Below are 26,354 nucleotides of genomic sequence, written 5' to 3' on the forward strand. Positions count from 1 at the left end.
CATTCAAATGGTGTCCCGGCGAATCCGCACTACGCCCATTTTCATGCCGAATGGGCGGAACACCGCGTTCAGCGACTTCAGGGTCTGATTGCCTTCGCCATGTTCGATATGCACCAGCGTGCGCACTGAAATCTTGCACATCTTCGCGAACTGGGTCTGATGCAGACCGGTGACTTCGACCCGTAAACGGCGCACGGCGTCACCGATTTCCAGAGTGCCTTCGGCCAGTGATTGCTGAATGCTTTCGATGAGCGCCATTCGATCAAGGACAGTAAGGTCCCGTGCAGATTTGAGTTTACTCATGACGCGGCTAATTCGTTTTGTGAAAGACGCAATTTAATGCAGCGTGATGACAGTTTTGGTAATTAAACTGCAACAAAATGCAGACGGGAGCCGCTGGGGCTTCAATCGACGCAAAACAATGCAGATGTACCCCGACGTATGTCGCTGTGACCCATATCGGCTGTAGGAAAACGAACCGCCGCCACCGCGCAAAAGTCTTGTTTGCGAAATCCCGTGAGGATTTTCGACAGAACGGTCCGACGTCGCCTGCACAGCATCAGGAACCGACCGACATCGTGTTTTTCAAGGCAGCAATAGAGTTGAGCCTTTCATACAAGGAGGTTGAACTCGATGCCTGCCCTACACAAATACCGTCCCCATCACCTCGCTTTGGCGATCGCGCTGACCATTGGATCTGCCGAGGCGTCCATCGAACAGCAACCTGACGTCCAGGTTTCTGCAGAGATCAGCGAAGACAAAACCGCCAAGCCTCGAAAGAAGAAAACGCCCACGCCGAAAGCGGATCCTGATGACTTGTTTGCGATCAAGGAATTCATCGGCCCGCTGGAGCACACTTCTCCGTCGCCCGGACAGGCCTCTGACGCGCCTTCGGTCGATGCCGTACGCGCGACGGTTGCGATCGAGGATTTCAGTCCGGCCTTTTATGAAGGGCTGGAGTTTCCAGAGTTCGTGGTGGAGGAAACCGACGATGAGGAATTCGATCTTGTCGACCCGTTTGAACGCGACATGTTTGCGGTCACGACGCAGCGCTCTTTTGTCTCGAGCCCACTCGAGAATGTCGGCGGCGTATCCCTGCAACTAGGCGATGGAGATGACTTGCTGGTGATCAATAAGGGCGCCCGTTGGGACGGTCGCCTGGACGGTGGCGAAGGTGCGAACGGGCTGCTGTTCAATGCCATAGAAGGCGGCGAGATCGGTGAAACGCGCAATTTCTCAGCCATGCGTATCGCACGTGGACAGTGGACCCTGCGTCACGCTTTCGAGGGTGATGCTGACGTCAAAGCCGACGCCGTGCTGATCAACTACGCATCGATCAATGGTGTCGATGTCGACCCGGGAGCGGTTTTTGGCGGTTATGGACATGTGACGGGGCTGTATGTCGCAGGAACACTGCTTGCCAGCCAGCAACACGGCTCTCCCAATATCAAAGGCAATCTGACGCTCCAAAAGGACGCTGTGTTTTCTTACGCCGTATCTGCCGACCGCGGCTCAGATCCCGTGCATGTTAAGGGCACCGCAAGCCTGGGAGGTGCGCGTGTCGAGATTTATGGCGTACCGGGCGACTACGCTCGTACCAATGAGTATCGGCTGTTGTCTGCAAACGTCATTGATGGCGAGTTCGGTGAGGTCACCACGAATCTGGCCTACATGACACCAACGCTCTCCTATGAGCCAAACGCCGTGAAACTGCACTACGTGCGCAACGATGTAGGGTTCGAAGAACTGGCCCAAACGCGCAGTGCTCGTTCGATTGCGCGGAGCATGGATAATCGAGAGGCTTCCACTCGAGCTTTCGAAATCGGCGCCAACAGGGCCGTCGCCGCACTGCTGACCAGCGATAAAACCACCGCGCCAATCGCCCTCGATCAACTTGCCGCAGGCAGCAATGCCAACCTCGCCAAAGCCACGCTGAGCAGTATCACGCCGATCAGTACGAGCATGCTCTCGGCGATGCGCCAACTGGACAACCGTTCCGACTCTACTGACGGCTCGCGCAGTTCACCGCGTCAGGCCGCAGGCAACGAAGACTCCGGACGGGTGTGGGTTCAGGCGCTGGGCCACGGCGGCAAGGTTGACCGCGACGCTGACGGCATCCTCCAACATGCCACGCAAGGGCTGGTCGTGGGCGCTGACTGGCGACTCGATGAGCACTGGCATGTCGGCCTGCTTGGCGGCAAATCGCAGACGAAACTCGATGCCCGCCAGTACGACGGCGACCTCGACAGCTGGCACCTCGGTGCCTATGCCGTGCGTCAGGACGGCCCGCTGTCGCTGCGTCTCGGCGCGACCTACGCCAGCCATGACGGCAGCAGCACACGGCGGGTAGCGTTCAAGGGTTTCAGCGATCGTCTCAAGGGCAATTACGACGCCAATACTCAGCAAGCATTTGCCGAGGCCGGGTTCAACCTGGGCCGCAACAACGTGACCCTCGAACCCTTCGCCAGCCTCGGCTATCAGCGCTATCAGCGCGACAGCTACAACGAAAAGGGCGGCGACGCGGCGTTGAAAGTCTACGGCCAGACCCGCGACAACTTCAGCAGCACCTTCGGTCTGCGTGTTGCGCAGGTCAATACGCTGGATAACGGCATGCATTTGACCCCGCGATTGAGCGCAGGCTGGAAACATACCTACGGTGACATCGACAGTGACACCCGCCAGCAACTGCGCAAGGGCGGCAAGCGCTTCGAAGTGACCGGCGCGGCACTGGATCGGAACAGTCTGTCGCTGGATGCGGGGCTCGATCTTGGTCTTTCGGCTGCGCACACACTGGGCGTGGGCTTGACGGGTGAGCTGGGCAGCGACAGCCGAACGTATGGCGTAGCGGGTCAATGGCGCATGGCGTTCTGATGGATTAAGCACGCCTCCTGTGGGAGCGAGCCTGATCGCGAAAGCGGTGAATCATACAAAGATGCTATTGGCTGACCTGGCGCATTCGCGAGCAGGCTCGCTCCCACATGCGGTCCCTGACAATGACCTGACAAGGTCGGAAAATCACAGGCAAAAAAAAGGGGAGCACATGCCCCCCCCGAGGTTTAAAGCATTGGATCGCGACTGTTATCTCAGCCTTCGATCTCGATGAGGATTTCGCCTGGGTTGACCCGGTCGCCCTTGGCCACATGAATCGCCGTGACCTTGCCGGCAATGGCAGCCTGGACTTCGGTCTCCATCTTCATCGCTTCGGTGATCAGTACCGCCTGGCCTGCCTTGACGGTATCGCCCTCCTTGACCAGCACATCAACGATGTTGCCCGGCATGGTGGTGCTCACGTGGCCTGGTGCCGAGGCCTGTTTGCGTTTGCTGCTGCCACCACCGACAAATTCGTTGAGCGGTTCGAACACCACTTCTTCCGGCATGCCGTCGATGGACAGATAGAAGTGGCGCTTGCCTTCGGCCTTGACGCCGACACCAGTGATGTCGACGCGATAGGTTTCGCCGTGCACATCGATGACAAACTCGGTCGGCACACCTTCGCCACCCGCCGAGGCAACGGCGCCCGCTTCCGGGATAGGCAGCAGCACTTCAGGGGTAAGGGTGCCGGCGGCGCGTTCTTCAAGGAACTTGCGGCCGATGTCCGGGAACATGGCGAAGGTCAGTACGTCTTCTTCGGATTTGGCCAGAGCTCCGATATCGGCACGCAGCTTGGTCATTTCCGGCTTGAGCAGATCGGCCGGGCGCACGTCGATGACGTCTTCGCTGCCGATCGCCTGACGGCGCAGTTTTTCATTGACCACCCCCGGCGCCTTGCCGTAACCGCCCTGCAGATACAGCTTCACTTCGTTGGTGATGGTCTTGTAGCGCTCGCCGGCCAGTACGTTGAAGAACGCCTGGGTGCCGACGATTTGCGAGGTTGGGGTCACCAGCGGCGGGAAGCCGAGGTCTTCACGTACGCGCGGGATTTCTGCGAGCACTTCGCCCATGCGATTCAGAGCGCCCTGCTCTTTCAACTGGTTGGCGAGGTTGGAGATCATCCCGCCCGGCACTTGGTTGACCTGCACACGGGTATCGACGGCGGTGAATTCGCTTTCGAACTGGTGGTACTTCTTGCGTACGGCATAGAAGTACAGGCCGATTTCCTGGAGCAGCTCCAGATTCAGGCCGGTGTCGTACTCGGTGCCCTTGAGCGCGGCGACCATTGATTCGGTGCCCGGGTGGCTGGTGCCCGAGGCGAAGCTGGAGATTGCGGTATCGATGTGATCGGCGCCGTTTTCGATCGCCTTGAGCTGGCACATGGCGGCCAGGCCGGCGGTGTCGTGGGAGTGGATGAACACCGGCAACGACTGCTCGGCTTTCAGAGCACGCACCAGTTCACCAGTGGCATACGGGGTCAGCAGACCGGCCATGTCCTTGATCGCTACCGAGTCGCAGCCCATGGATTCCATTTGCTTGGCCTGGGTGACGAAAGCGTCGATGGTGTGCACCGGGCTGGTGGTGTAGGCGATGGTGCCTTGCGCATGTTTGCCTGCAGCTTTCACTGCTTCAATGGCAACGCGCAGGTTACGCACATCGTTCATCGCATCGAAGATGCGGAACACGTCGATGCCGTTCACCGCTGCCTTGGCGACGAAGGCTTTGACCACGTCATCGCTGTAGTGGCGATAGCCGAGCAGATTCTGCCCGCGCAGGAGCATTTGCAGGCGGGTGTTGGGCAGCGCCGCACGCAGTTGGCGCAGGCGCTCCCACGGGTCTTCCTTGAGAAAGCGCACGCAGGCGTCGAACGTCGCGCCGCCCCAGCATTCCAGCGACCAGTAGCCGACCTTGTCGAGCTTGTCGCAGATCGGCAGCATGTCTTCGGTGCGCATGCGGGTGGCGAGCAGCGATTGGTGAGCGTCGCGCAGGATGGTGTCGGTAACGAAGATCTTCTTAGTCATTGGTATCTCCTCATAGCGGCAAGCTTCAAGCTACGAGCTGCAAGAAAAAGCCAATCTGCTTTTACTTGCCGCTTGCAGCTGAAAGCTCGCAGCTGCTTCATTCATAGGCCTGCGTGGGCGGCGATGGCGGCGGCGATGGCCAGGGCCAGCTCTTCGGGTTTGCGCTTGATCGAGTAGTTGGTCAGTTCCGGGTGGCTTTCAACGAAGCTGGTGTTGAACTGGCCGCTACGGAATTCCGGGTTGCGCAGGATTTCCTGGTAGTACGCGGCGGTGGTCTTCACGCCCTGCAGACGCATGTCGTCGAGGGCGCGCAGGCCACGGTCCATCGCCTCTTCCCAGGTCAGCGCCCAGACCACCAGTTTCAGGCACATCGAGTCGTAGAACGGTGGAATGGTGTAGCCGGTATAGATCGCCGTGTCGGTGCGCACGCCCGGGCCGCCGGGGGCGTAGTAACGGGTGATCTTGCCGAAACTCGGCAGGAAGTTGTTCTTCGGGTCTTCGGCGTTGATACGGAACTGCAACGCAAAGCCACGGTGCTGAATGTCTTCCTGCTTCACCGATAGCGGCAGGCCGGAAGCGATGCGAATCTGTTCGCGGACGATGTCGATGCCGGTGATTTCTTCGGTGATGGTGTGTTCCACCTGCACCCGCGTGTTCATTTCCATGAAGTACACCTCGCCCTCGGCGAGCAGGAACTCCACGGTGCCGGCGTTCTCGTAGCCCACAGCCTTGGCTGCACGTACCGACAGGTCGCCGATGTAGGCGCGCTGTTCCGGGGTCAGCTGCGGGCTCGGCGCGATCTCGATCAGCTTCTGGTTGCGGCGCTGGATCGAGCAGTCACGCTCGAACAGGTGCACGACATTGCCGAAGCTGTCGCCAAGGATCTGCGCTTCAATGTGCTTGGGATTGACGATGCATTTTTCCAGGAACACTTCCGCCGAACCGAACGCCTTGGTGGCTTCGGAGATGACCCGGGGGAAGTTCTGTTCGAGTTCTTCGCGGCTGTTGCAGCGACGGATACCGCGCCCGCCACCACCGGAGGTGGCCTTGAGCATTACCGGATAACCGATACGGTCGCCTTCGACCAAGGCTTCTTCGATGCCGGAGACGTTGCCTTCGGTACCGGGCGTTACCGGTACGCCGGCCTTGATCATGCTGCGGCGCGCTTCGGTCTTGTCGCCCATGCGCCGGATGACCTCCGCCGACGGGCCGATGAATTTGATGCCGCGCTCGGCGCAGATTTCCGCCAGCTCGGCGTTTTCCGAAAGGAAGCCGTAGCCGGGGTGCAGCGCATCGCAGCCGGTTTCCACCGCCAGGTTCACCAGCTTGCGCGGGTTCAGATAGCCGGCCAGTGGCTCGGCACCCACGCTGTGGGCCTCGTCCGCACGCTTCACATGCAAGGCATGGCGATCGGCGTCGGAGAAAATCGCAACCGAGCGAATGCCCATTTCGGCGCAGGCTCGTACGATGCGTACGGCAATCTCACCACGGTTGGCGATCAGGATCTTTTTTATCACTTGGAGGTTCCCTTGAGCCGGTGGCACCACGACCTGCTAGACCCAGGTCGACGCGTGACCAAATGTTTCAATTCAGTCGCAGGTCCACACTAGCGCTGCTGAGGGATTAACAAAAATGAATAAAAATTGGGTCAGGCATAAGCAAACACTTATAGTTGAAGCAACTGACCGCTGACCGAGCCTGAAAAATATGCGTAAGTCATTGATGCGTATGACGTTGCGTCAATTGCAGATCTTCAATGAGGTGTGTGATTTACGCTCGTACAGCCGCGCCGCCGAGGAAATGTCCCTCACACAACCGGCCGTGAGCCTACAGATTCGTCAGCTGGAAGAGCTGATTGGCCAGCCGCTGTTCGACTATGTCGGCAAAAAACTCTACATGACCGAGGCGGCGGAAGCGCTTCAGCGCGCCAGCCGCGACATTTTCGGGCGCCTGGAAAACCTCGACATGCAACTGTCGGACATGCAGGGTTCACTGCAGGGTCAGCTGAAACTGGCGGTGGAATCCAGCGCCAAATATTTCGTGCCGCATCTGTTCGCCGCGTTCAAGCGCCAGCATCCGGAAGTCAATTTGCAGCTGACCGTGGTCAACCGTGGCCAGGTCATCCGTCGCCTCTCGGACAATCGCGATGATCTGGTGATCATGTCGATGGTGCCGCAGGACATGGGCCTGGAATTCCTGCCGTTCCTCAACAATCCGATTGTCGCCGTGGCGCGCCCGGATCACCCGCTGGCGCACATGGGCCCGTTGCGCTTGCAGGATCTGGAGCCGTATACGCTGCTGATCCGCGAGCCGGGCTCGGGCACACGTCTGGCCTGCGAAGAATATTTTAAGGAAAAGCGCGTGCACTTCACTCAGACCCAGGAAGTGGCCTCGGCCGAAGCTCAGCGCGAATGCGTATTGGCGGGTCTGGGCCTGGCGCTGCTGACCCGCCACGCCCTGAACCTGGAGCTGGCGACCGGCGGCCTGATCGAGCTGCCGGTCGAGGAGTTGCCGCTGATGCGCAGCTGGTGTCTGGTGCAAGCCAAAGCCAAACGGCTGTCACCGGTGGCGCACGCCTTCCTGGCGTTCATCCGCAGCGAGCGGGCGCAGATTATTGCGCTGGTTGAGCGTTTCGACGGGAAGCGGCGGGCACTGCCTGCCAGTGCGTGATCTCGGGAAAATCGCCGATCTCGGCCTGAAGCTGGCGAAGTTCGAAGCGATCCTCGATTGCGCGGCGAAATTCCATGCGGCGCTGATCTTCCTGCTGACGACGGGTTTTCGCGGCGCTGTTGCGTTCTTCGTAGGGCTGAGCCATTTCGAGTCTCCCAGGGCGAGTACGGGAGTTTCACGATAGGCGTGGGGGATGACGGTTTGGCTGCGCGGGGATGACAATGTGATGAAATGTGCGCAGGGATGTGCTGTTGTTGAGGACGCTTTCGCGAGCAGGCTCGCTCCCACATTTGATCCCGTTATGACCCAGAATTTATGTTCTCAGAAGCCCCCCTGTGGGAGCGAGCCTGCTCGCGAACAAGGTCGGAACGACCTTGCTCAATCGTCCAGCGCTTTCACGGCCTTGGGCGACAAACGCAGACTGCGCAGACTGCGCTTCACGCTCTTGAGGTGATTGACCAGGCTCGGCCCGCGCGCCATGGCCACGCCCATTGCCAGCACGTCGATCACCACCAGGTGGGCGATTCGCGAGGTCAGCGGCGTGTAGATCTCGGTGTCTTCATGCACATCGATCGCCAGATTGACGGTCGACAGTTCGGCCAACGGCGTCTGGCTCGGGCACAGGGTGATCAAGGACGCCCCGCTCTCGCGAACGAGGTTAGCTGTGATCAGCAGATCCTTGGAGCGCCCCGACTGGGAAATACAGATCGCCACATCGGTCGGTTTCAAGGTAACGGCTGACATGGCCTGCATGTGCGGGTCGGAGTACGCCGCCGCGGTCAGCAGCAACCGGAAGAACTTGTGCTGCGCATCCGCCGCCACCGCGCCCGAGGCACCGAAGCCGTAGAACTCGACACGCTGCGCCTGCGACATCAGCGTCACTGCGCGCTGCAACTCGACCGGGTCGAGCTTCTCGCGCACTTCCATCAAAGTGTGCAGCGTGGTGTCGAAAATCTTCAGGCTGTAGTCGGCGACGGAGTCATCTTCGTGGATCGCGAACTGGCCGAAGCTGGCGCCGGCGGCCAGGCTTTGCGCCAGTTTCAGTTTGAGATCCTGAAAGCCGGAACAACCGATGGCGCGGCAGAAGCGCACGATGGTCGGCTCGCTGATGCCGACGCTGTGAGCCAGGTCGGCCATGGAACTGTGCATCACTGCCGCAGGGTCAAGCAGCACGTGGTCGGCGACCTTGAGCTCCGACTTGCGTAACAGGTGACGTGACTGGGCGATGTGTTGCAGCAGATTCAAGGGGCTGGACTCTTCTTGTGGGCAAGGATGTAGCAAGCTTGTAGTTATACTACATGAATGGGCATTTTGCCTGCTCAATGCGTAACTCGATGTCCCGGCATCAGGCGCGCTGAGGTGCATGTAGCCCTTACTGCGGATTGGCCTGATCACGCAAAAGCCCGGCCAGACGGGCAGCGTCCACCGGCCGGCTGATCAGATAACCTTGCACTTCGTCGCAGCGTTCGGCGCGCAGAAATGCCAGCTGATCCTCACGCTCGACACCCTCGGCGACGACTTTGAGGGCCAGTCCGTGGGCCATGGCGATGATCGCGCGAGTGATCGCCGCGTCCGCACTGCCCTCGCTCAAGCCGCGAATGAACGCCTGATCGATCTTCACGTAATCCACCGGAATGCGCTTGAGGTAACTCAACGACGAATACCCGGTACCGAAATCATCGATCGCCAGTTTCACCCCCAGATCGCGCAGTTGCTGGAATGTGGCAATGATGTGTTCGACGCTGTCGAGCAAATGGCTCTCGGTCAGCTCCAGCTCGAGGTAGTGCGGCGCCAGCCCGGTTTCTTCCAGCACTTGCCGGACCAGACTGACCAGCTTGCCTTGGCGCAGTTGATGCACCGACAGGTTCACCGACACGCGGATCGGCGCCAGCCCCTGCCGTTGCCATTCGCAGGCTTGCCAGCACGCCTGACGCAAAACGAATTCGCCGATCGGCCCGATCAGACCGGTCTCTTCGGCCAGGCCAATGAAATCTGCCGGCGGCACCTGGCCCATGCTCGGATGATCCCAGCGCACCAGCGCTTCAGCGGCATTCATGCGGCCGGTTTGCAGGCACAGTTTGGGTTGGTAGAACACTGTCAGTTGCTGTTCTTCAATGGCTCGGCGCAAGTGGTTTTCCAGCTGCAAGCGTTCGAGTGTGCTGGCTTGCAGGCTGTCGGTGAAGAACTGGAAATTGTTGCCGCCCAGATGTTTGGCATGCTGCATGGCCATGTTCGACTGGCTGACCAGCGCGGAAATCTCCCGCGCGTTGTCCGGCAACAGGCTGATGCCCATCGAAGCGCTGACCACCAATTCATGCCCGTCGACGCTCAGCGGCAAACGCAGCTTGGCCGACAACCGCGTCGCCACCCGTGCCAGGCTCGACAGATTGCCGTAGGCATCGAACAGCACGGCAAACTCGTCTCCGGACAAGCGCGCAATGGTGTCGGCCTCAGGCAAGGCATTGACCAGCCGCCGCGCCATTTTTTGCAGCAGCTGATCGGCGACTTCATGGCCGAGGCTGTCATTGAGCAATTTGAAACGATCCAGATTGATGTGCAGCAATGCGAGACTGCGGCGCCCGCCCTGCCGCACCCGCTGATGGGCTTCGTGCAGGCGTTCGCGGAACAGTGAACGGTTGGCCAGGCCGGTGAGCTCGTCGTAATGGGTCAGATAACGCAGGCGTTCTTCCGACGCACGCCGTGCCGAGAGGTCGGCGAAGAAGCCGACAACATGGCTGACATTGCCCCGGCTGTCGCGCACCGCGTTGAGCTGCAACCACTGCGGGTACAACTCGCCGTTCTTGCGGGTTTCCACCAACTCACCCTGCCAACTGCCGTGCTGCTCCAGTGCATGCCGGATCGCCACATAGTGGCGATGGGCATCGCGGCTGCAGGGCAACTCGACGACGTTGCGCCCGAGCATGTCGTCGATCTCGTAACCGGTGACCCGGCTGAACGCCTGGTTGATCGCAATCAGCGCGTAGTTCGGGTCGAGAATCACGATGCCTTCGCTGGCCGCTTCGAACACCGTGGCCGCCAGCCGCTGCTGCTCTTCAAGGCTTTTGCTGGCGCTGATATCGCGGCGAGTGCCGACCATGCGGATCACCCGGCCGCTGGCGCTGCGCTCTACGGCGCGGCCACGGTCCTCGATCCACACCCAGTGGCCGTCGCCGTGGCGCAGGCGATACTCAACCTGATAATCCTCGGTGCGCCCCTTCAAATGCTCGACCAGGGCGAACTTGAGTGACGGCACGTCTTCGGGGTGCAGTCGTGGCTTGAGGTCGCGCAGCAGCGCGGTGACGTACTCCGGGGCGAGGCCGAACAGTTCCTGAATCTGTGTGTGATGGACTTCGTCGGTCTGCAGGTTCCAGTCCCACAATCCGAGCTCACTGGCCTTGAGCGCAAGCGCCAGGCGCGCTTCGCTTTTGCTCAGGGCCTGATTGGCGGCATCCAGTTCGCGGCTGCGCTGGGCCACGCGATCTTCGAGATCGACCTGCGCTTCACGCAACTGCGCCTCGGCACAGCGGCGCTGTTCGATCTCTTTGCCAAGCTCCTGATTGAGTTGTTCGCTGCGCGTCTGCGCTTGCTGCAAATGCTCGATCAGGTGCTGATTCTGGAAACGCCGCAGCAATCCACGGTCGATCAGCCGATTGACCTGCCATGCCACCACGCTCAGCGAACCGAGCAGGATCAGCCCCAGCCAGCCCCAGCCCCGCGCCTGATCGTCGCCGCCCCAGAACAGGTAGCCGATCGCTGGCAGCAGGCACGGCAAGGTAAACGAGAGGAACGCCGGCAGGCTCACCGCGTAGGCGACGCTGGCCGACAGCGTTGCCGCGCCGATCAGGCCGAACACCCAGGCTTGCTGCATGAAGTTGTCAGCGGGCACCAGAGCGATGCCGGCTCCGGCCAGGGTCAGGCCGGTCATGGTCGAACCGAGCAGGAACATGCGGAACCAGATTGGCCGGGCCTGACGATCGGGAATCGCCGAATCGAACGCGGCCACCTGAATCACCCGCAGCGCGACCAGCGACAGCAGCCACACCAGCCAGACGCTGACCACGAAGTAGCGCTGCGGGCTCCAGAGCAAAGCGGCGCAGACCAGACCATTGATCAACATGAACAGCGTGGGCAACAACGAGCCCTGATACAGCAGACGCGTGCGCTCCACCGCCATTTCGACGGCATAGTGCTTGCGGATCACCCGGGGGTCCACGGAGGGCCCCGACAGTTCGGCGCTGAGGATCATGGGCAACGTTCTTGTTCTTATAGGAGGGCGTGCGCCCGAAACGTGGACGGAGCATACACAAGCCGATCCCGATGCCAAACTGCTGCCGATCACAATTGCGGGGAAATTTTCCGCCGCTTGCGCACCGCTGCAACCCCTCAGGCGAGACGGGCCGAAGCCTGCAGCCAGTGACCGACCGGTCGTCATCGGCAGCACTTTCATCGGCTAATGCAACGCACGGTTTGCCCGGGCCTGCGGCGCACCCTAGAATGCCCCGATGCGCGATGATCTCTCCCTTCTGCTGAACTCCCTCAACGATGCCCAACGCCAGGCCGTAGCAGCCCCCGTTGGCCGTCAGTTGGTCCTGGCCGGCGCCGGTTCCGGTAAAACCCGAGTGCTGGTGCACCGTATCGCCTGGTTGATCCAGGTCGAAAACGCCTCGCCTCACTCCATCCTGTCGGTGACCTTCACCAACAAGGCCGCTGCCGAGATGCGCCATCGCATCGAGCAGTTGCTGGGCATCAACCCGGCCGGCATGTGGGTCGGCACCTTCCACGGCCTCGCGCACCGCTTGCTGCGGGCGCACTGGCAGGAAGCGGGCCTGAGCCAGACCTTTCAGATTCTCGACAGCGATGACCAGCAGCGTCTGGTCAAGCGGGTGATCCGCGAACTGGGCCTGGACGAGCAACGCTGGCCGGCGCGTCAGGCGCAGTGGTTCATCAACGGCCAGAAAGACGAAGGTCTGCGGCCGCAACACATTCAGGCCAGCGGCGACCTGTTCCTCGCCACCATGCGCGGCATCTACGAAGCCTACGAGGCGGCGTGCCTGCGGGCTGGCGTGATCGACTTCTCCGAATTGCTGCTGCGCGCGCTCGATCTGTGGCGCGATCACCCGGGCCTGCTGGCGCACTACCAAAAGCGCTTCCGGCATATTCTGGTCGACGAATTCCAGGACACCAACGCCGTGCAGTACGCCTGGTTGCGCCTGCTCGGCAAGGGCGGCGACAGCCTGATGGTGGTCGGCGACGACGACCAGTCGATTTACGGCTGGCGCGGGGCGAAGATCGAGAACATCCATCAGTACTCTTCGGACTTCCCGGACTCCGAAACGATTCGTCTGGAACAGAATTACCGCTCCACCGCCGGCATCCTCAAAGCCGCCAACGCGCTGATCGCCAACAACACCGGGCGTCTCGGTAAAGAGCTGTGGACCGACGGCGGCGACGGCGAAGCGATCAACCTGTACGCCGCGTTCAACGAGCACGACGAAGCGCGCTACGTGGTGGAAACCATCGAAAGCGCGCTGAAAACCGGTCTGGCCCGTAGCGATATCGCCATTCTGTACCGCTCCAACGCCCAATCGCGGGTGCTTGAAGAAGCCCTGCTGCGCGAGCGTATCCCGTACCGCATCTATGGCGGGCAGCGCTTCTTCGAACGCGCGGAAATCAAGAACGCCATGGCCTACCTGCGTTTGCTTGAAGGTCGCGGCAACGACGCGGCGCTGGAGCGGGTGATCAACGTACCGGCGCGGGGCATCGGCGAGAAAACCGTCGAAGCGATTCGCGAGCATGCGCGGCACAGCGACGTGTCGATGTGGGAAGCGATGCGCCTACTGGTGGCCAACAAAGGCCTGACCGGGCGCGCCGCGAGCGCGCTCGGTGCGTTTATCGAACTGATCGAGAACCTCGCCGCCAAGTGCGCCGAGATGCCGCTGCACCTGATGACGCAAACCGTCATCGAGCAATCCGGCCTGATCGCTTATCACGAAGCGGAAAAAGGCGAAAAAGGCCAGGCCCGGGTAGAAAACCTTGAGGAACTGGTCAGCGCCGCACGCAACTTCGAGAACACCGAAGAAGACGAAGAACTCACGCCACTGGCGGCGTTCCTCGGCCACGCTTCGCTGGAGGCCGGCGACACTCAGGCCGACGAGCACGAAGACAGCGTTCAGCTGATGACCCTGCACAGCGCCAAAGGCCTGGAATTCCCGTACGTGTTCCTCGTGGGCATGGAAGAAGGCCTGTTCCCGCACAAGATGAGCCTGGAAGAACCGGGGCGTCTTGAAGAGGAACGGCGTCTGGCTTACGTCGGTATCACCCGGGCGATGCAGAATCTGGTCATGACCTACGCGGAAACCCGGCGCCTGTACGGCAGCGAAACCTATAACAAGGTATCGCGTTTCGTCCGCGAGGTGCCCAAAGGCCTGATCCAGGAAGTGCGCCTGTCCAATAGCGTCAGCCGACCGTTCGGCGGCAACCAGTCGATGAGCGGCAGCAGCCTGTTCAGCGGCAGCGAGATTCCGGAAACCGGTTTTGTGCTCGGTCAGGCCGTACGTCATTCGATCTTCGGCGAGGGTGTGATCCTCAACTTCGAAGGTTCCGGCGCCCAGGCCCGGGTGCAGGTGAACTTCAGCGAAGGCAGCAAGTGGCTGATGCTCGGCTATGCCAAGCTGGAAGCGATTTAATCACCGGCACTGAACCCATGTGGGAGCGAGCCTGCTCGCGAAAGCGCTGTGTCATCAAGCAATCATTTGCCTGACACGACACCTTCGCGAGCAGGCTCGCTCCCACAGGTTATGCGACGCAAGTGCATCAATCCCTCTGAACCTATCGCCTTTTCCTACAGACAAAAGTACATCGGCTGATTGCCTCGCCAAGCTGAACGCAACCTGTCAGGCAAAAGCCCGAAACACTCTCTCGCTAGCCAGTAACACTTCAGCTGTGCAACATGGCGCGCGTGTCTCCACAAAACGGGAATACCCTTTATGAAACGTTTTCTTAGCATCGCCATGGCGTTGTGCATCGGCCTGACGATGAGCCTCGACGCCAACGCCAAGCGCTTTGGTGGTGGCAAAAGCGCCGGCGCTGCGCCGACGCACCAGACCAGCCAGATGGCTCCCTCTTCTCCAGGCGTGGGCGGCGCAGCAGCGACCGCTGGCGCTGCCGGTGCTGCTGGCGCCGCGGCCAAGGCCGGCGGTGCTTCGCGCTGGCTCGGCCCATTGGCGGGCATCGCCGCCGGTGGCCTGCTCGCGTCGATGTTCATGGGCGACGGTTTCCAGGGCATGCAGATCTTCGACATCCTGATCATGGCCCTGATCGCGTTCGTGATCTTCCGCTTCATCGCCGCCCGTCGTCGCAAGCAGCAGGAGCAATTCGCTCCGGCCGGCGCGCCGATGCAGCGTGAAGTGTTCGAGCAGAAACCTGCCGCCATGGGTTCGATCTTCGGTGGTTCGGCTGCTCCGGCTGCCGCCCGTCCAGTGATCAACGCACCGGCCTGGTTCAACGAAGAGCGCTTCCTTGAAGCTGCGCGTAGCCACTTCCAGTCGCTGCAGCAGCACTGGGACGCCAACGAAATGGACAAGATCGCCGAGTTCGTGACCCCGCAAATGCTTGAGTTCCTCAAGCGTGAGCGTGCGGATCTGGGCGATGGCTTCCAGTCGACCTACATCGACAACCTGCAGGTGCAGCTGGACGGCGTCGACGATCGTGCCGACAAGACCATCGCCACCCTGACCTTCACCGGCGTGTCGAAAACCTCGCGTTTCGACCAGGGCGAAGTCTTCAGCGAAAGCTGGAACATGGAACGTCCGCAGGGCGACAACCAGCCTTGGCTGGTCGCCGGTATCCGCCAGAACGGCTGATCCCTGCTGCGCTTCACTTGCGGTAACAGAACCCCGGCCTCGGCCGGGGTTTTTCATTTCACGGTTGCATCTATGGCGAGCTACTGTATAAACCGGCCCATATAAACCGCGCCATTCAGCAAGAGGATCCCGGACGTGGAAGAAATCATCGAACAACTGCGCGAAGCCAACGAACCCGTACCGGTTCCTTTGGAATTGCCTGACGAAGACCTGCTGGTGGAAATCGAAGAACAACTGTTCATCGACATTCCGTTCGTCTTCAAAGAATTTTTGCTGACCGTCAGCGATGTGGTCTATGGCAGCCTCGAGCCGGTGACCGTCACTGATCCGCAATCGCGCACCTATCTGCCGGACGTGGCGGCCAATGCATGGGACGCGGGTGTTGATCGCAGCTTGATCCCGATCTGTCAGGACGGCGATGACTACTACTGTGTCGAAGAAGACGGCACCGTGGTGCTGTGGCAGGCCGAAGAAGAACTGATTGCTGAAGAAACCTGGGAATCGGTGTGGCACTGGGCGCGGGACGTCTGGCTGGAAAGCTGAGCCGCCAAACGCCCCTGTGGGTCAATGCCCCGACGATTCCTTATGGTTGTCGAGGGTTTCCAGCAAGGCCACCTGCATCCGCGTATGCACGCGGATGAACCAGCGCCAGAGCAGCGCCGCAACGGCGGCCGCGACGACGGCGATCAGCACCAGCAGCTTGTTGGTCGGCAGGATACTGGCCGACAAGGCTGCCAACAGCAGGAAAATCACCAGCAGCGAGAGAATCGGGATCACTTCGGCGATCACCCGGCGCACTCGCTGCGTGTGACGCCCGGCCATCTCCGGCTTGACGCCCATCTCCGCCAGCAGCATCGACAGCGCCTTGAGCTTGCGATAAGCGGCAATCAGGAACGGTAGCGAGACCAGCAACGCCCCGCCCCAGATCAGTGCCTTCTGCCAGCTCGGATCGCTGATCCAGTCCTGCAGCCACAACGAAATGCGCTCGGCGAAATATGCGCCGGCAAAGAAGATCGCAATCACCAGCGCCAGATTGACCCCGACCTGCAACAGGATCCGTCGGATCATCGACGCCAGTAGCGCGCCCTCACCTTGCGGCTGGATGCTGCGCAACCATTCGCCATACATGCCGAGTACACGCCCGAGACGCTTGGGCACGGCGGCCGAGAGCTTGATCGACAACGGATCTGCCGCGCGAATCAGGTACGGCGTCAGCAGCGTGGTGATCACCGACACGGCTACAGCGACCGGGTAGAGGAAGTTGCTGGTCACCTGCAAGGTCATGCCCAGCGCGGCGATGATGAAGGAAAATTCGCCAATCTGTGACAGACCCATGCCGACCCGCAGTGAGGTCCGTCCGTCGTTGCCAGCGATAAACGCACCGAGGCCGCAGGACAACATCTTGCCCAGCACCACGGCCACGGTGATCACCGCGATCGGCCAGGCGTATTCGATGAGAATCAGCGGGTCGAGCATCAAGCCGATGGCGACAAAAAAGATCGCACTGAACAAGTCGCGAACCGGCTCGACCAACTGCTCGATTTTCAACAACTGCTTCGACTCGGCCATGATCGCACCGATCAGGAAAGCCCCGAGAACCATGCTGTATTCGAGCTTGACCACAAGGAGGCAGAAGCCGAAACACAGGCCGAGCACGGTGATCAGCAGCATCTCGTTGCTTTCGAATTTCGCCACATAAGCCAGCAGACGCGGCACCAACAGAATGCCGATGACCAGCGCGACGATCATGAACAGCGACAGCTTGCCGACCGTGGAAAACACTTCCCCCGAGCTCACCGTGCCGCTGACGGCGATGCTCGACAGCAACGCAATGATGCCAATGCCAAGGATGTCCTCGACAATCAGTACACCGAAGATCAACTGCGCAAAGCGCTCGTTCTTCATCTTCAGGTCATTCAGCGCTTTGACGATGATGGTGGTTGAGGAGATCGCCAGAATCGCGCCGAGGAACAACGAATCCATGGTGTTCCAGTCGAACCAGCGGCCGATTTCGTAGCCGATCCAGATCATCAGGATGATTTCGAGAAACGCGGCAATGAACGCCGTGGCGCCGACCTTGAACAGCTTGCGCAGGCTGAACTCCAGACCAAGGCAGAACATCAGGAAGATCACCCCGAGTTCGGCCAGGGTCTTGATGGTTTCTTCGTCGTGAATCAGGCCGAACGGCGGCGTATGCGGGCCGATGATGAAGCCGGCGACGATGTAGCCGAGCACCACCGGTTGTTTGAAACGATGAAACAGTACGGTTACCACGCCCGCGACCAGCATGATCACTGCCAGATCCTGAATGAAACTGATGGCATGCATGGCGTGGGCTCCTTGATGACGAGGCGCGCGGACAGACGTCAGACGTTCTGCGCGAGCAGGGTAAAAATCCGCTTTTAATGTAGGAATTGCCCTTGGGCAGGGCTTTTGCAGGTTAACACCGCGACTTCGCTCTGGAAGCCGGTGCAATATATGGAAACAGATCGCTACCGGCGTGACGGCGGCCCGCCGCGCGGCGTCCCGATAACGGTGCTTCTTGAAAAGCCACCAGGTGCCCGCAGAGGCGCTTCCTGCAATCAGCCTTGATCCGTGAGAACGTTATGGAACCCGGAAACGCCCAGCTGTCGATGACGGTACTGATGACCCCCGACATGGCCAACTTCTCTGGCAATGTCCACGGCGGCACCCTGCTCAAATACCTCGACGAAGTGGCCTACGCCTGCGCCAGCCGTTATGCCGGGCGCTACGTGGTGACCCTGTCGGTGGATCAGGTGATTTTCCGCGAGCCGATTCATGTCGGCGAACTGGTGACGTTCCTCGCCTCGGTCAACTACACCGGCAACACGTCGATGGAAGTTGGCATCAAAGTGGTCACCGAAAACATCCGCGAACGCTCGGTGCGCCACACCAACAGCTGCTTCTTCACCATGGTCGCGGTGGATGATCAGCGCAAACCGGCCGCCGTGCCGCCGTTGCAACCGCAGAACAGCGAAGACAAACGCCGCTTCATGCAGGCGCAGCAGCGCCGGCAGATTCGTCAGGAGCTGGAGAAGCGTTATCAGGAGATCAAGGGCGACGCCTGAGACCAAAAAGCAAAAGATCGCAGCCTTCGGCAGCTCCTACATTTTGGAATGCAAACCCATGTAGGAGCTGCAGAAGGCTGCGATCTTTTTTGAACAACGACGAGATTACAGACTGATCGCGGTAGCCTCGAATTTCACCCGCGGATGCGCAATGCGATCCTGCGCCCGCACAAGTTGCAGCTCGTAACTGGCGCACGCCTGGGTTTCCAGCAACACCTCATGCACTGCCGCTGCGGTGAATTCGAATGCCGCCAACAGCGTGTCGCCCAGCAGTACCCGCGCCAGGAACAGGCCGGATGTCAGATCGCCCACCCCCACCGGCTGACGCGGAAACGCCAGCAAGGGACGGCGCAAATGCCAACTGCCCTCAGCCGTCACCAACAACATTTCGAAGCCATCCGCCGGTTTGCCCGGATAATCCAGATGCTTGACCAGTACCGCTTTCGGTCCGCGCGCCAGCAGCGCCCGTGCCATCGCCAGGCAATCGAACAGCGACTGCGGCTTGCGCCCGGAAAAACTGTCCAGCTCCAACTGGTTCGGGCACATGATGTCCGCCACGGCAGCCGCTTCATCGAGAAGGAAATCGCTGACCTCGGTGGGCACGCTGCAGCCTTTCTCCGGATGGCCCATCACCGGATCACACAGATACAGCATCTTTGGATTGACCGCTTTGATCCGCGCCACACCGCTGAGAATCGCCCGGCCCTGCGCGGCGCTACCGAGATAGCCGGACAGCACCGCGTCGCAATTGCCCAGCTCGCCAATCGCAGCGATGCCTTCGATCAGCTCGGGAATCTGCTGCGGTGCCAGCACTTCACCGGCCCACTGACCATACTGGGTGTGGTTGGAAAACTGCACGGTGTTGAGCGGCCAGACGTTGACCCCGACCCGCTGCATCGGAAAAACCGCAGCGCTGTTGCCGGCGTGGCCAAACACCACGTGGGACTGGATGGCGAGCAGATGAGGCGTACGTTTCATTCGGGTCATTCCGTAAAACGATTGAAATTCAAGCCGCGCAGTATGCGACGAAACACAGCCTGTACGACAGACCGGCGAGACAGTTAAGCTGACGCCATCTTTTGGAGTTCGATGTCGATGCTGACCCTGGAAAACATCTTCGTGCTGATGCTGTTCGCCGCCGCTGGTGCCTGGCTATGGCACAACCACGGCTTGCGCGAGCGTGCACTGGAACGGGTCAAACAGCATTGCACCAATGTCGGCGTCGAGCTGCTGGACGGTAACGTCGCGCTGAAAAAGATCGGGCTGATCAGGGATGCCAACGGTCGCCGACGACTGGCGCGGGTCTACAACTTCGAGTTCACCGTGACTGGTGAAAGCCGCCACAACGGCACCGTCACCCAGTTCGGCGCGCACAGTGCGCAGATTGAACTGGCGCCCTACCCGGCGCCGTTCGACGACACGCCGCCGGTGGTCGAAGTGCACAAGCCTCGCGCAGAAGTCATCGAGCTGAGCCAGTGGCGCCAGGAACATACCAAGTGGAAGCCTTGAGCTGACTCACTGAATCCGGCATTCAGCCAAACCGGCTTGCAGCTGTTCGATGTTCTGCGGTTCAGCGAAGATCAGCTCGATTCTTGAGTCTTTTCGCCATTCGCTGGCTTGCCAACTCAGCTCGGCATGCTCCAGGGCATTGCCCGAAACCCAGCCATCCGTGCTGTGGATAACCAGTTTCGCCCGCTTCCAGTCGAGCGCGCTCAGCCAATAGGCGATGCGTGCTTGATCAAATACCTGCTGCGGATGCCAGCGCCAACCGATGCTCCACCCACCCTCCTGCGCCTGACTCAGGCAAATCGGTTCGGCCGGATCGCTCCAGAGCGCTGGCAGCTGTGCCAATCCAGTGGGCAGCGGCAGATGCCCTGCGCCTTCGTTCGCTTTTACTGCCAGCCCCGGAAGCTCGCTCAGAGGCAGCTGGGCTTGCTGCGTCCAGATCAGCCTGACGGGCGGCAACTGGCTGGCGATTCTGTCTCGAGCTGTTTCATCGAGATCTTCCGCCTTGTTCAACAGCAACAACCCCGCGCTGGCCAACGCTTGCTGCTGGGCGTCCGGCAAGGCTCTACCTGCGTGCAATGCCTGAGCGTCCAAAACCAGAACACAGGGCTGAACCGCCAGCACGCCCAGCCACGGCGCCTCGTTAAGTTGCTTGAGCAATTGCGCCGGATGGCCCAGCCCGGATGGCTCGATAAACAGTCGATCCGGCCTGGCCTTGCGCAGCAGGCGGCCAAGGCCGATCTGGAATGGCGCGCCATTGACGCAACACAGGCAGCCCCCGGCCACCTCACCCAGTGCGATACCATCGTCGTCGCGAGTCAGCAACGCGGCGTCCAGACCAATCTGGCCGAACTCGTTGATCAGTACCGCCCAGCGTTCGTCCGCCGGCCGTTGCGCCAGCAACTGGCGAATCAGGCTGGTCTTGCCGGCGCCCAACGGGCCGGCGATGACGTGGGTCGGAATGTTCTGCAACATGGCGGGTACTTTCTGCGGACAGTTATTGAGGAGATCGAAGATGCGCTGGTCGGGATGGTCGTTGCTGTTGGCGCTGCTGTCGAGTGAAGCGTGGGCTCAGGCCTGCGTGGTGCACACACAGGGCGAACGGCTCGACGTCAAAGTCTGTCAGCAGAACCGGACGATTCCGCAGAAATTGTTCAATGACGGCTTCTGCCAACCGACGCTGGCCGGGCAGAAGGTCGAGGTGGAATACGTCGACCAGTGCCCGAGCGGCGCTTTCGGCGTGTGCAGCAACGCGCAAGTCGCCAATATGCCCTATCGCCAGGATATCCACTATTACGGCGTGGCCACCGATACGGCGTATCTCAAGCCATATTGCGAAGGCCAGAGCCAGGGCGTCTGGCGCAAGCCCTGATGTGTCAGCCGAGCCAGTCGAGGGTCAGCAACAGACGGCGCTCACCGGGTGCCGGTTGCGGCGAACGATGGATCAGGCCGAAGCCTTCATTGCCGTGCCACTTTTCGCCTTTGAGCAGCGCGACGTCGCCGCTGTTGAGCTGGCGAATCGACGCTGGATCTTGCGGTTCGGCATCGGCCTGGCCAAGTTGCGCGCGGTCCATCGCACCCTCCTCAAGCCATTGGCTGCCGATGCCAGCGTAAGTAGTGATCAGGCGCACCGGCACGTGATCGACGTGGAAACGCGGACACATGGCCTTGTCCAGCACGCGCAAACGCACGCCAATACGCCGCGCGCCCAGCAGGCAGGTGAAGGCACTGATCAGCCATTTGAGGTCGCTGATGAAACCTTCGAAACCGTGCAGATCACGCAGCCCTGCAGCCAGACCGGCGAGATCCGGTTCGGCATCTTCGTCGGGCAATTCCAGACACAGCGACTCGGCCAAGGGCTCGTTGAGCGACAGCACCAATTGCGCAAAATCGGCGATGTGCACGGGTAGCTGGCGTTGCCAGACGGCGAGATTGGTCTGGTCGTCCAGGATTCGCGTCAACGTTTGCGGTGTCACACCCTGGTGCTGCTGACGGGTAAGAAGCGGCTGATCCTTGAGTGCGAGCATCAGGCGGCCTCTTCTTGCCAAGGGCCGAATGGATCAGGTAGCGAACGCCAGCCTTCTACACCCATGGCCATTTCTTCGTCGGTCAAAAGGCAGGCATCGAGTTCGGCGGTCAGTTGTAGGAAATCTATGTTCTGACCGATGAAAACCAGCTCCTGGCGGCAATCTCCTACGCTTGGAGTCCAGTTTTCCATGATCGCCTGCACGCTTTCCTGATCTTCGGGCCATTGATTCTTTGCTACGAAACGCCACCAGCGCCCGGCGAATCCATGCCGCATCAAACCACCGGCCTGCGACCAGCTACCGGCGTCGGTGGGTTTGCTGGCGAGCCAGAAGAAGCCTTTGGAGCGCAGCAGCTTGCCGTTCAGCCAAGGCCGATCAATGAAGCTGAAGAAGCGTTGCGGGTGGAATGGCCGGCGCGCGCGGTAGGCCGTCGAGGCGATGCCGTATTCCTGTGTTTCCGGGACGTGCTCACCGCGCAATTCCTGCAGCCATCCCGGGGCTTGTGCGGCTTTCTCGAAATCGAAACGACCGGTGTTGAGGATTTTCTCCAGGGGGATTTCGCCCATCACCATTGGAATGATTTCAGCCTGGGCATTGAGGCGCTTGAGGATCGCGGTAAGTTCTTCGCGCTCGTGCTGGCTGATCAGGTCGATTTTGCTGATCAGCAGGACGTCGGCGAACTCGATCTGCTCGATCAACAGATCGGTGATGGAGCGCTCGTCTTCTTCACCGAGAATCTCGCCGCGAGAGGCAAGGCTTTCGGCCGCCTGGTAATCGAGCAGGAAATTCACGCCGTCGACGACCGTGACCATGGTGTCCAGGTGCGCGATGTCGGCGAGGCTTTGCCCTTGTTCATCGCGGAAGGTGAAGGTTTCAGCGACCGGAAGCGGTTCGGAAATGCCGGTTGATTCGATCAGCAGGTAATCGAAACGATCCTCGCGAGCGAGTTTGCTGACTTCTTCAAGGAGGTCTTCACGTAACGTACAGCAGATACAGCCATTGCTCATTTCGATGAGTTTTTCCTCAGCGCGGTTCAGGCTGACATCACGCTGGACTTCACTGCCATCGATGTTGATCTCGCTCATGTCGTTAACGATCACCGCAACGCGCAAGCCGTCTCGGTTACGTAGTACGTAATTCAAAAGTGTACTTTTTCCGGCGCCGAGAAATCCTGAAAGTACGGTGACGGGCAATTTGGCTGACATTGGATAATCCTCATAAATGGCAGCCGATTTGCGCTTTGAGGTGTGCGCTTGGCGTGTTGCGCTCCATTTACTCGGGACAATGAAGGCAAGCGATTGTGATCGGCAGCTCAGGTTGGTGGCAGCTTATGTTATAGTATAACAACTTGAGCTTGCCAGTCCGACGCAGGAGATTTCGCAAATTGCCGCACCACCGATCGTGGAAACTCGCAATTAACAATGGGTTGAAATACCTGCTTTTGAGCTGCGCTATGTCGCTGGCCGGCCAAGCCCAAGCGCAAATGCCGGCGCTCGCGCACTGCACGCGCAGCGCTAATTTGCTGGCATGTGTAGACGCCGACGGCAATGCCTATAGCGTCAATACGGTCGGCACCACGCTTTACCTGCGCGGATTCGAGAAGGACGGCCATCGCTATTGGGCGCAAACCAACAGCCGCTTCGGCCAATTAACCTTCTTTACCGGCATCGCCTCCGATGGCGAGGCTTGGGTTGGCTACACCCGTGGTGTCGGCTGGACGACCATCAACCGTTTTTCCAGCTCGGGAGGGAGCAGCGCCAGATTCACTTGCAGCCGGATGACGGGCTGCTAGTGAAAACCTTTTCATGAAAAAAGCATCGCTGAATGGATTGTTATAATGTAACGTAAATAGAGATCAATACGACGGTCTCAACCATGAATGCTCTTACTCTCCCGGATATTGCCGCCCAATCTGCGCGCCAGGCACTGCCACTCGATTGGGTAGGCATGCGTGGGATTGCCCTACCCGTTGTGCTCGAAAGCCAACGCCTCAGCGCCAGAGTCGACGCTGGCGTGAGTCTCGATGATGGTGAAGCGCGTGGTATTCACATGTCGCGCTTGTATCTGGCACTCGAAGCCCTCGAACAGCGAAGCCTTTCTCCCGCTCTGCTGCATCAGGTACTCAAGGGTTTTCTGATAAGTCACCAAGGTCTATCCGCCTGCGCATATCTGAACATTCACACCGACTTATTGCTGAAACGGCCGGCGTTAGTCAGCCCCCTAGCCGGCTGGAAATCCTATCCGACAACCATTTCAGCAAGCCTGAAACAGCAAATGTTCCACGTGGAACTAAAACTCGAGGTGCCCTATTCCTCGACATGCCCCTGCTCGGCAGCCTTGGCAAGGCAATTGATCCAGCAGCAATTCGTCGACGATTTCGCCAACAAGGCTCTGCAACACGCAGATGTTTTGGCATGGCTTGGCTCAACCAAAGGGATCGTAGCGACGCCGCACAGCCAACGTAGCTATGCGCAACTGCACCTGCATCTCGACAATTTCATCGACGAGCTACCGCTGACAGCGATCATCGATGACGCTGAAGCAGCCCTCGGCACAGCCGTGCAGACCGCAGTAAAGCGCCCCGACGAGCAAGCGTTCGCTCTCGCCAATGGGCAAAACCTGATGTTCTGCGAAGACGCCGCGCGCCGCCTCAATCTGGCACTGCAGCGCACGCCCGGCATCAAACAATTGCATATCCGCGTGATCCACGCCGAAAGCCTGCATGCCCATGATGCCGTCGCCGAAAGCAGCTGGCACCGGGAGCAGCAATGATCCGCTGCCAATCGCTGGTCTGGGGCGCTCCCGGCCAACCGCTGACGACGCCTCTGAGTCTTGAGTTCGAGAGCGCCAGCCTGACCGCCATCATCGGCGCCAACGGCTGCGGCAAAAGCAGCCTGCTAAAGGTCATCGCCGGATTGCAGAAGCCTCTCGCTGGCAAAGTGGAAATGGCTGTTCCACGCCAAAGCGGAATTTCCTTTCTGCCGCAACAGCAGCACTTGGATCGGCAATTTCCAATAAGCCTGGAAGAACTCATCGCCGCAGGTTTCTGGGGCCGCCGGCTGTCGACGCAACTGCGCACGCAGCGACTGAAAAACGCATTGGAAGACTGGCACTTGAGTGGACTCGAACAGCGTCCGTTGATGGCCCTGTCCGGCGGTGAGCTACAACGCGCCCTGCTCGCACGACTGAGCCTCGCTGACGCCCCGGTGCTGTTGCTCGATGAACCTCACGCCGCACTCGACGAACTCGGCCAGCAATTGCTCTGGCAACACATTCACCACTGGCACGCCGAGGGCCGGACACTGGTCGTGGTCTGCCATGACCTGGCGGCGGTACGAGAACATGTTCCGCATACGCTGCTGATCAAAAACGGCCACTGCGTGTACGGAACCAGCCGAGAACTGATCCAGCCGACACCGCACATGCAGGTCGCCTGATGCTCGCCACCGTCAGCCATTTCTGGCAGCCGTTCAGCGAGTTTGTGTTCATGCGCCGGGCCTTGCTAGGCGGCCTGGTGTTGGCGTGCAGCACGGCGCCCTTGGGCGTGTTTCTGATTCTCAGACGGATGAGCCTGATCGGCGACGCTGTCGCCCACGGCATTCTCCCTGGTGCAGCGCTGGGATTCTGGTTTGCCGGTTTGAGCCTTCCTGCCCTGACGCTCGGCGGCCTCGGCGCCGGCCTGAGTATGGCCGGACTTGCAGCCTGGATAACCCGGCGTACGGGTTTGCGCGAGGACGCCAGTCTCGCCGCGATCTATCCGATTTCACTCGCCAGCGGCGTGCTGATTCTCGGTATTGCCGGCAAGCGCCTCAACCTTCTGCACTTGCTGTTCGGTTCGGCGCTAGCCGTGGATGGACCGACGCTGACCGGCATGCTTTGGGTCTCGGCCATCAGCCTCATGGCTATGGCCGCGATCTACAGACCCCTGCTGTTGGACACACTCGACCCGCTGTTCTTGCGCACGGTCAGTCGTCTCGGGCCACTGGCTCATGGCGTGTTCCTGACCCTGGTCGTGCTGAATCTGGTGATCGGCTTTCAGGCCATCGGCGCACTGATGGTAGTCGGGCTGATGATGCTTCCGGCTGCCGCGTCGAGATTCTGGAGTCGCCGTCTGCCAATACTGATTGCCGTCGCCGCCGTCATGGGCTGCGTGTCGGTGTGGCTCGGTTTGCTGCTGTCGTTCTATTACTCGCTGCCCAGCGGCCCGGCCATCGTCCTGGTTGCCGGGGCCGGCTATCTGCTGTCGGTGGTGTTTGGACCGGTTCACGGTTTGCTGCGCCGCCCGCCTTTGCTCACATCCCAATGAGG

23 protein-coding genes are annotated in these 26,354 nt (G+C 60.3%); 12 read left to right on the forward strand and 11 right to left on the reverse strand.

Annotated elements, in window-relative coordinates; translation table 11 throughout:
- Positions 1-3: 3 nt before the first annotated feature.
- Positions 4-303 (reverse strand): helix-turn-helix domain-containing protein, encoded by a 300-nt coding sequence (locus AC0Z5Z_RS02605; protein WP_056790965.1) that lies wholly within the window; start codon positions 301-303, stop codon positions 4-6.
- A 330-nt stretch (positions 304-633) separates the two neighbouring features.
- On the opposite strand from AC0Z5Z_RS02605, the gene AC0Z5Z_RS02610 reads away from it, so the two are divergent.
- Positions 634-2,871, forward strand: coding sequence for an autotransporter outer membrane beta-barrel domain-containing protein (locus AC0Z5Z_RS02610; protein WP_406227888.1), 2,238 nt, complete (start codon positions 634-636; stop codon positions 2,869-2,871).
- 212 nt (positions 2,872-3,083) lie between these two features.
- Here the strand turns inward: AC0Z5Z_RS02610 and oadA are convergent, their stop codons facing one another.
- Entirely contained in the window at positions 3,084-4,892 is a 1,809-nt protein-coding gene (oadA, locus tag AC0Z5Z_RS02615; RefSeq protein ID WP_122612789.1) for a sodium-extruding oxaloacetate decarboxylase subunit alpha, read from the reverse strand.
- Between the two features lie 101 nt (positions 4,893-4,993).
- On the reverse strand, positions 4,994-6,409 hold the full coding sequence (locus tag AC0Z5Z_RS02620) for an acetyl-CoA carboxylase biotin carboxylase subunit (RefSeq protein ID WP_024014853.1): 1,416 nt from the start codon (positions 6,407-6,409) through the stop codon (positions 4,994-4,996).
- A 190-nt stretch (positions 6,410-6,599) separates the two neighbouring features.
- On the opposite strand from AC0Z5Z_RS02620, the gene AC0Z5Z_RS02625 reads away from it, so the two are divergent.
- Positions 6,600-7,562, forward strand: a complete 963-nt coding sequence (locus AC0Z5Z_RS02625; RefSeq protein WP_252868494.1) for a LysR family transcriptional regulator — start codon at positions 6,600-6,602, stop codon at positions 7,560-7,562.
- On the opposite strand, the gene AC0Z5Z_RS02630 is transcribed toward AC0Z5Z_RS02625, so the two are convergent.
- The 3 genes from AC0Z5Z_RS02630 to AC0Z5Z_RS02640 all read right to left on the reverse strand — a co-directional run bounded on the left by AC0Z5Z_RS02630 (position 7,504) and on the right by AC0Z5Z_RS02640 (position 11,808).
- Positions 7,504-7,707, reverse strand: a complete 204-nt coding sequence (locus tag AC0Z5Z_RS02630; protein WP_423663674.1) for a PA3496 family putative envelope integrity protein — start codon at positions 7,705-7,707, stop codon at positions 7,504-7,506. The two genes, AC0Z5Z_RS02625 and AC0Z5Z_RS02630, sit on opposite strands and share 59 nt — an antisense overlap.
- Before the next feature lie 233 nt (positions 7,708-7,940).
- On the reverse strand, positions 7,941-8,807 hold the full coding sequence (gene hexR / locus AC0Z5Z_RS02635; protein WP_007962240.1) for a transcriptional regulator HexR: 867 nt from the start codon (positions 8,805-8,807) through the stop codon (positions 7,941-7,943).
- Between the two features lie 127 nt (positions 8,808-8,934).
- Complete coding sequence (locus tag AC0Z5Z_RS02640) at positions 8,935-11,808, reverse strand: putative bifunctional diguanylate cyclase/phosphodiesterase (protein ID WP_485610653.1); 2,874 nt, start codon at positions 11,806-11,808, stop codon at positions 8,935-8,937.
- Between the two features lie 256 nt (positions 11,809-12,064).
- Here AC0Z5Z_RS02640 and uvrD point away from each other — a divergent pair, with 256 nt between their 5' ends.
- The 3 genes from uvrD (at position 12,065) to AC0Z5Z_RS02655 (ending at position 15,967) form a co-directional block, all read left to right on the forward strand.
- Entirely contained in the window at positions 12,065-14,248 is a 2,184-nt protein-coding gene (gene uvrD / locus AC0Z5Z_RS02645) for a DNA helicase II (RefSeq protein WP_016772450.1), read from the forward strand.
- A 300-nt stretch (positions 14,249-14,548) separates the two neighbouring features.
- Positions 14,549-15,424 (forward strand): Tim44 domain-containing protein, encoded by an 876-nt coding sequence (locus AC0Z5Z_RS02650; RefSeq protein WP_016772449.1) that lies wholly within the window; start codon positions 14,549-14,551, stop codon positions 15,422-15,424.
- A gap of 135 nt (positions 15,425-15,559) precedes the next feature.
- Positions 15,560-15,967, forward strand: coding sequence for an SMI1/KNR4 family protein (locus AC0Z5Z_RS02655; protein ID WP_056790981.1), 408 nt, complete (start codon positions 15,560-15,562; stop codon positions 15,965-15,967).
- 21 nt (positions 15,968-15,988) lie between these two features.
- Here the strand turns inward: AC0Z5Z_RS02655 and AC0Z5Z_RS02660 are convergent, their stop codons facing one another.
- Complete coding sequence (locus AC0Z5Z_RS02660) at positions 15,989-17,752, reverse strand: cation:proton antiporter (protein WP_485610654.1); 1,764 nt, start codon at positions 17,750-17,752, stop codon at positions 15,989-15,991.
- A 278-nt stretch (positions 17,753-18,030) separates the two neighbouring features.
- Between AC0Z5Z_RS02660 and AC0Z5Z_RS02665 the strand changes: the two genes are divergently transcribed.
- Positions 18,031-18,513, forward strand: a complete 483-nt coding sequence (locus AC0Z5Z_RS02665; protein WP_016772447.1) for an acyl-CoA thioesterase — start codon at positions 18,031-18,033, stop codon at positions 18,511-18,513.
- Between the two features lie 105 nt (positions 18,514-18,618).
- Here AC0Z5Z_RS02665 and pdxY read toward each other — a convergent pair whose 3' ends face one another.
- Positions 18,619-19,491 carry a pyridoxal kinase PdxY gene (gene pdxY / locus AC0Z5Z_RS02670; protein ID WP_041476573.1) on the reverse strand — a complete coding sequence of 291 codons (873 nt, stop codon included), beginning with the start codon at positions 19,489-19,491 and terminating at the stop codon, positions 18,619-18,621.
- A gap of 117 nt (positions 19,492-19,608) precedes the next feature.
- Between pdxY and AC0Z5Z_RS02675 the strand changes: the two genes are divergently transcribed.
- On the forward strand, positions 19,609-20,022 hold the full coding sequence (locus tag AC0Z5Z_RS02675) for a DUF3301 domain-containing protein (protein WP_038861179.1): 414 nt from the start codon (positions 19,609-19,611) through the stop codon (positions 20,020-20,022).
- A 6-nt stretch (positions 20,023-20,028) separates the two neighbouring features.
- Here AC0Z5Z_RS02675 and AC0Z5Z_RS02680 read toward each other — a convergent pair whose 3' ends face one another.
- Positions 20,029-20,994 (reverse strand): CobW family GTP-binding protein, encoded by a 966-nt coding sequence (locus tag AC0Z5Z_RS02680; RefSeq protein WP_485610655.1) that lies wholly within the window; start codon positions 20,992-20,994, stop codon positions 20,029-20,031.
- Between the two features lie 40 nt (positions 20,995-21,034).
- Between AC0Z5Z_RS02680 and AC0Z5Z_RS02685 the strand changes: the two genes are divergently transcribed.
- Entirely contained in the window at positions 21,035-21,391 is a 357-nt protein-coding gene (locus AC0Z5Z_RS02685; protein ID WP_310218653.1) for an NADH:ubiquinone oxidoreductase, read from the forward strand.
- 4 nt (positions 21,392-21,395) lie between these two features.
- Here AC0Z5Z_RS02685 and AC0Z5Z_RS02690 read toward each other — a convergent pair whose 3' ends face one another.
- Both AC0Z5Z_RS02690 and zigA read right to left on the reverse strand, forming a co-directional pair.
- Positions 21,396-22,046 carry a DUF1826 domain-containing protein gene (locus AC0Z5Z_RS02690; RefSeq protein WP_252877144.1) on the reverse strand — a complete coding sequence of 217 codons (651 nt, stop codon included), beginning with the start codon at positions 22,044-22,046 and terminating at the stop codon, positions 21,396-21,398.
- Positions 22,046-23,251, reverse strand: a complete 1,206-nt coding sequence (zigA, locus tag AC0Z5Z_RS02695; RefSeq protein WP_485610656.1) for a zinc metallochaperone GTPase ZigA — start codon at positions 23,249-23,251, stop codon at positions 22,046-22,048. The genes AC0Z5Z_RS02690 and zigA overlap by 1 nt, the downstream gene beginning before the upstream one ends.
- Positions 23,252-23,499: 248 nt before the next feature.
- Here zigA and AC0Z5Z_RS02700 point away from each other — a divergent pair, with 248 nt between their 5' ends.
- From AC0Z5Z_RS02700 to AC0Z5Z_RS02715, 4 genes are all read left to right on the forward strand, one after another.
- A complete protein-coding gene (locus AC0Z5Z_RS02700; protein ID WP_485610657.1) occupies positions 23,500-23,838 on the forward strand; it encodes a glutamine synthetase in 339 nt (112 codons plus the stop codon).
- Between the two features lie 83 nt (positions 23,839-23,921).
- Positions 23,922-24,818, forward strand: coding sequence for a GTP cyclohydrolase FolE2 (folE2, locus tag AC0Z5Z_RS02705; RefSeq protein WP_460094455.1), 897 nt, complete (start codon positions 23,922-23,924; stop codon positions 24,816-24,818).
- Positions 24,815-25,483, forward strand: coding sequence for a metal ABC transporter ATP-binding protein (locus AC0Z5Z_RS02710; protein ID WP_485610658.1), 669 nt, complete (start codon positions 24,815-24,817; stop codon positions 25,481-25,483). The genes folE2 and AC0Z5Z_RS02710 overlap by 4 nt, the downstream gene beginning before the upstream one ends.
- On the forward strand, positions 25,483-26,352 hold the full coding sequence (locus tag AC0Z5Z_RS02715) for a metal ABC transporter permease (protein ID WP_485610659.1): 870 nt from the start codon (positions 25,483-25,485) through the stop codon (positions 26,350-26,352). The genes AC0Z5Z_RS02710 and AC0Z5Z_RS02715 overlap by 1 nt, the downstream gene beginning before the upstream one ends.
- Positions 26,353-26,354 lie beyond the last annotated feature (2 nt).

Source organism: Pseudomonas sp. 1L-E-NC-VB-C3, assembly GCF_057291535.1.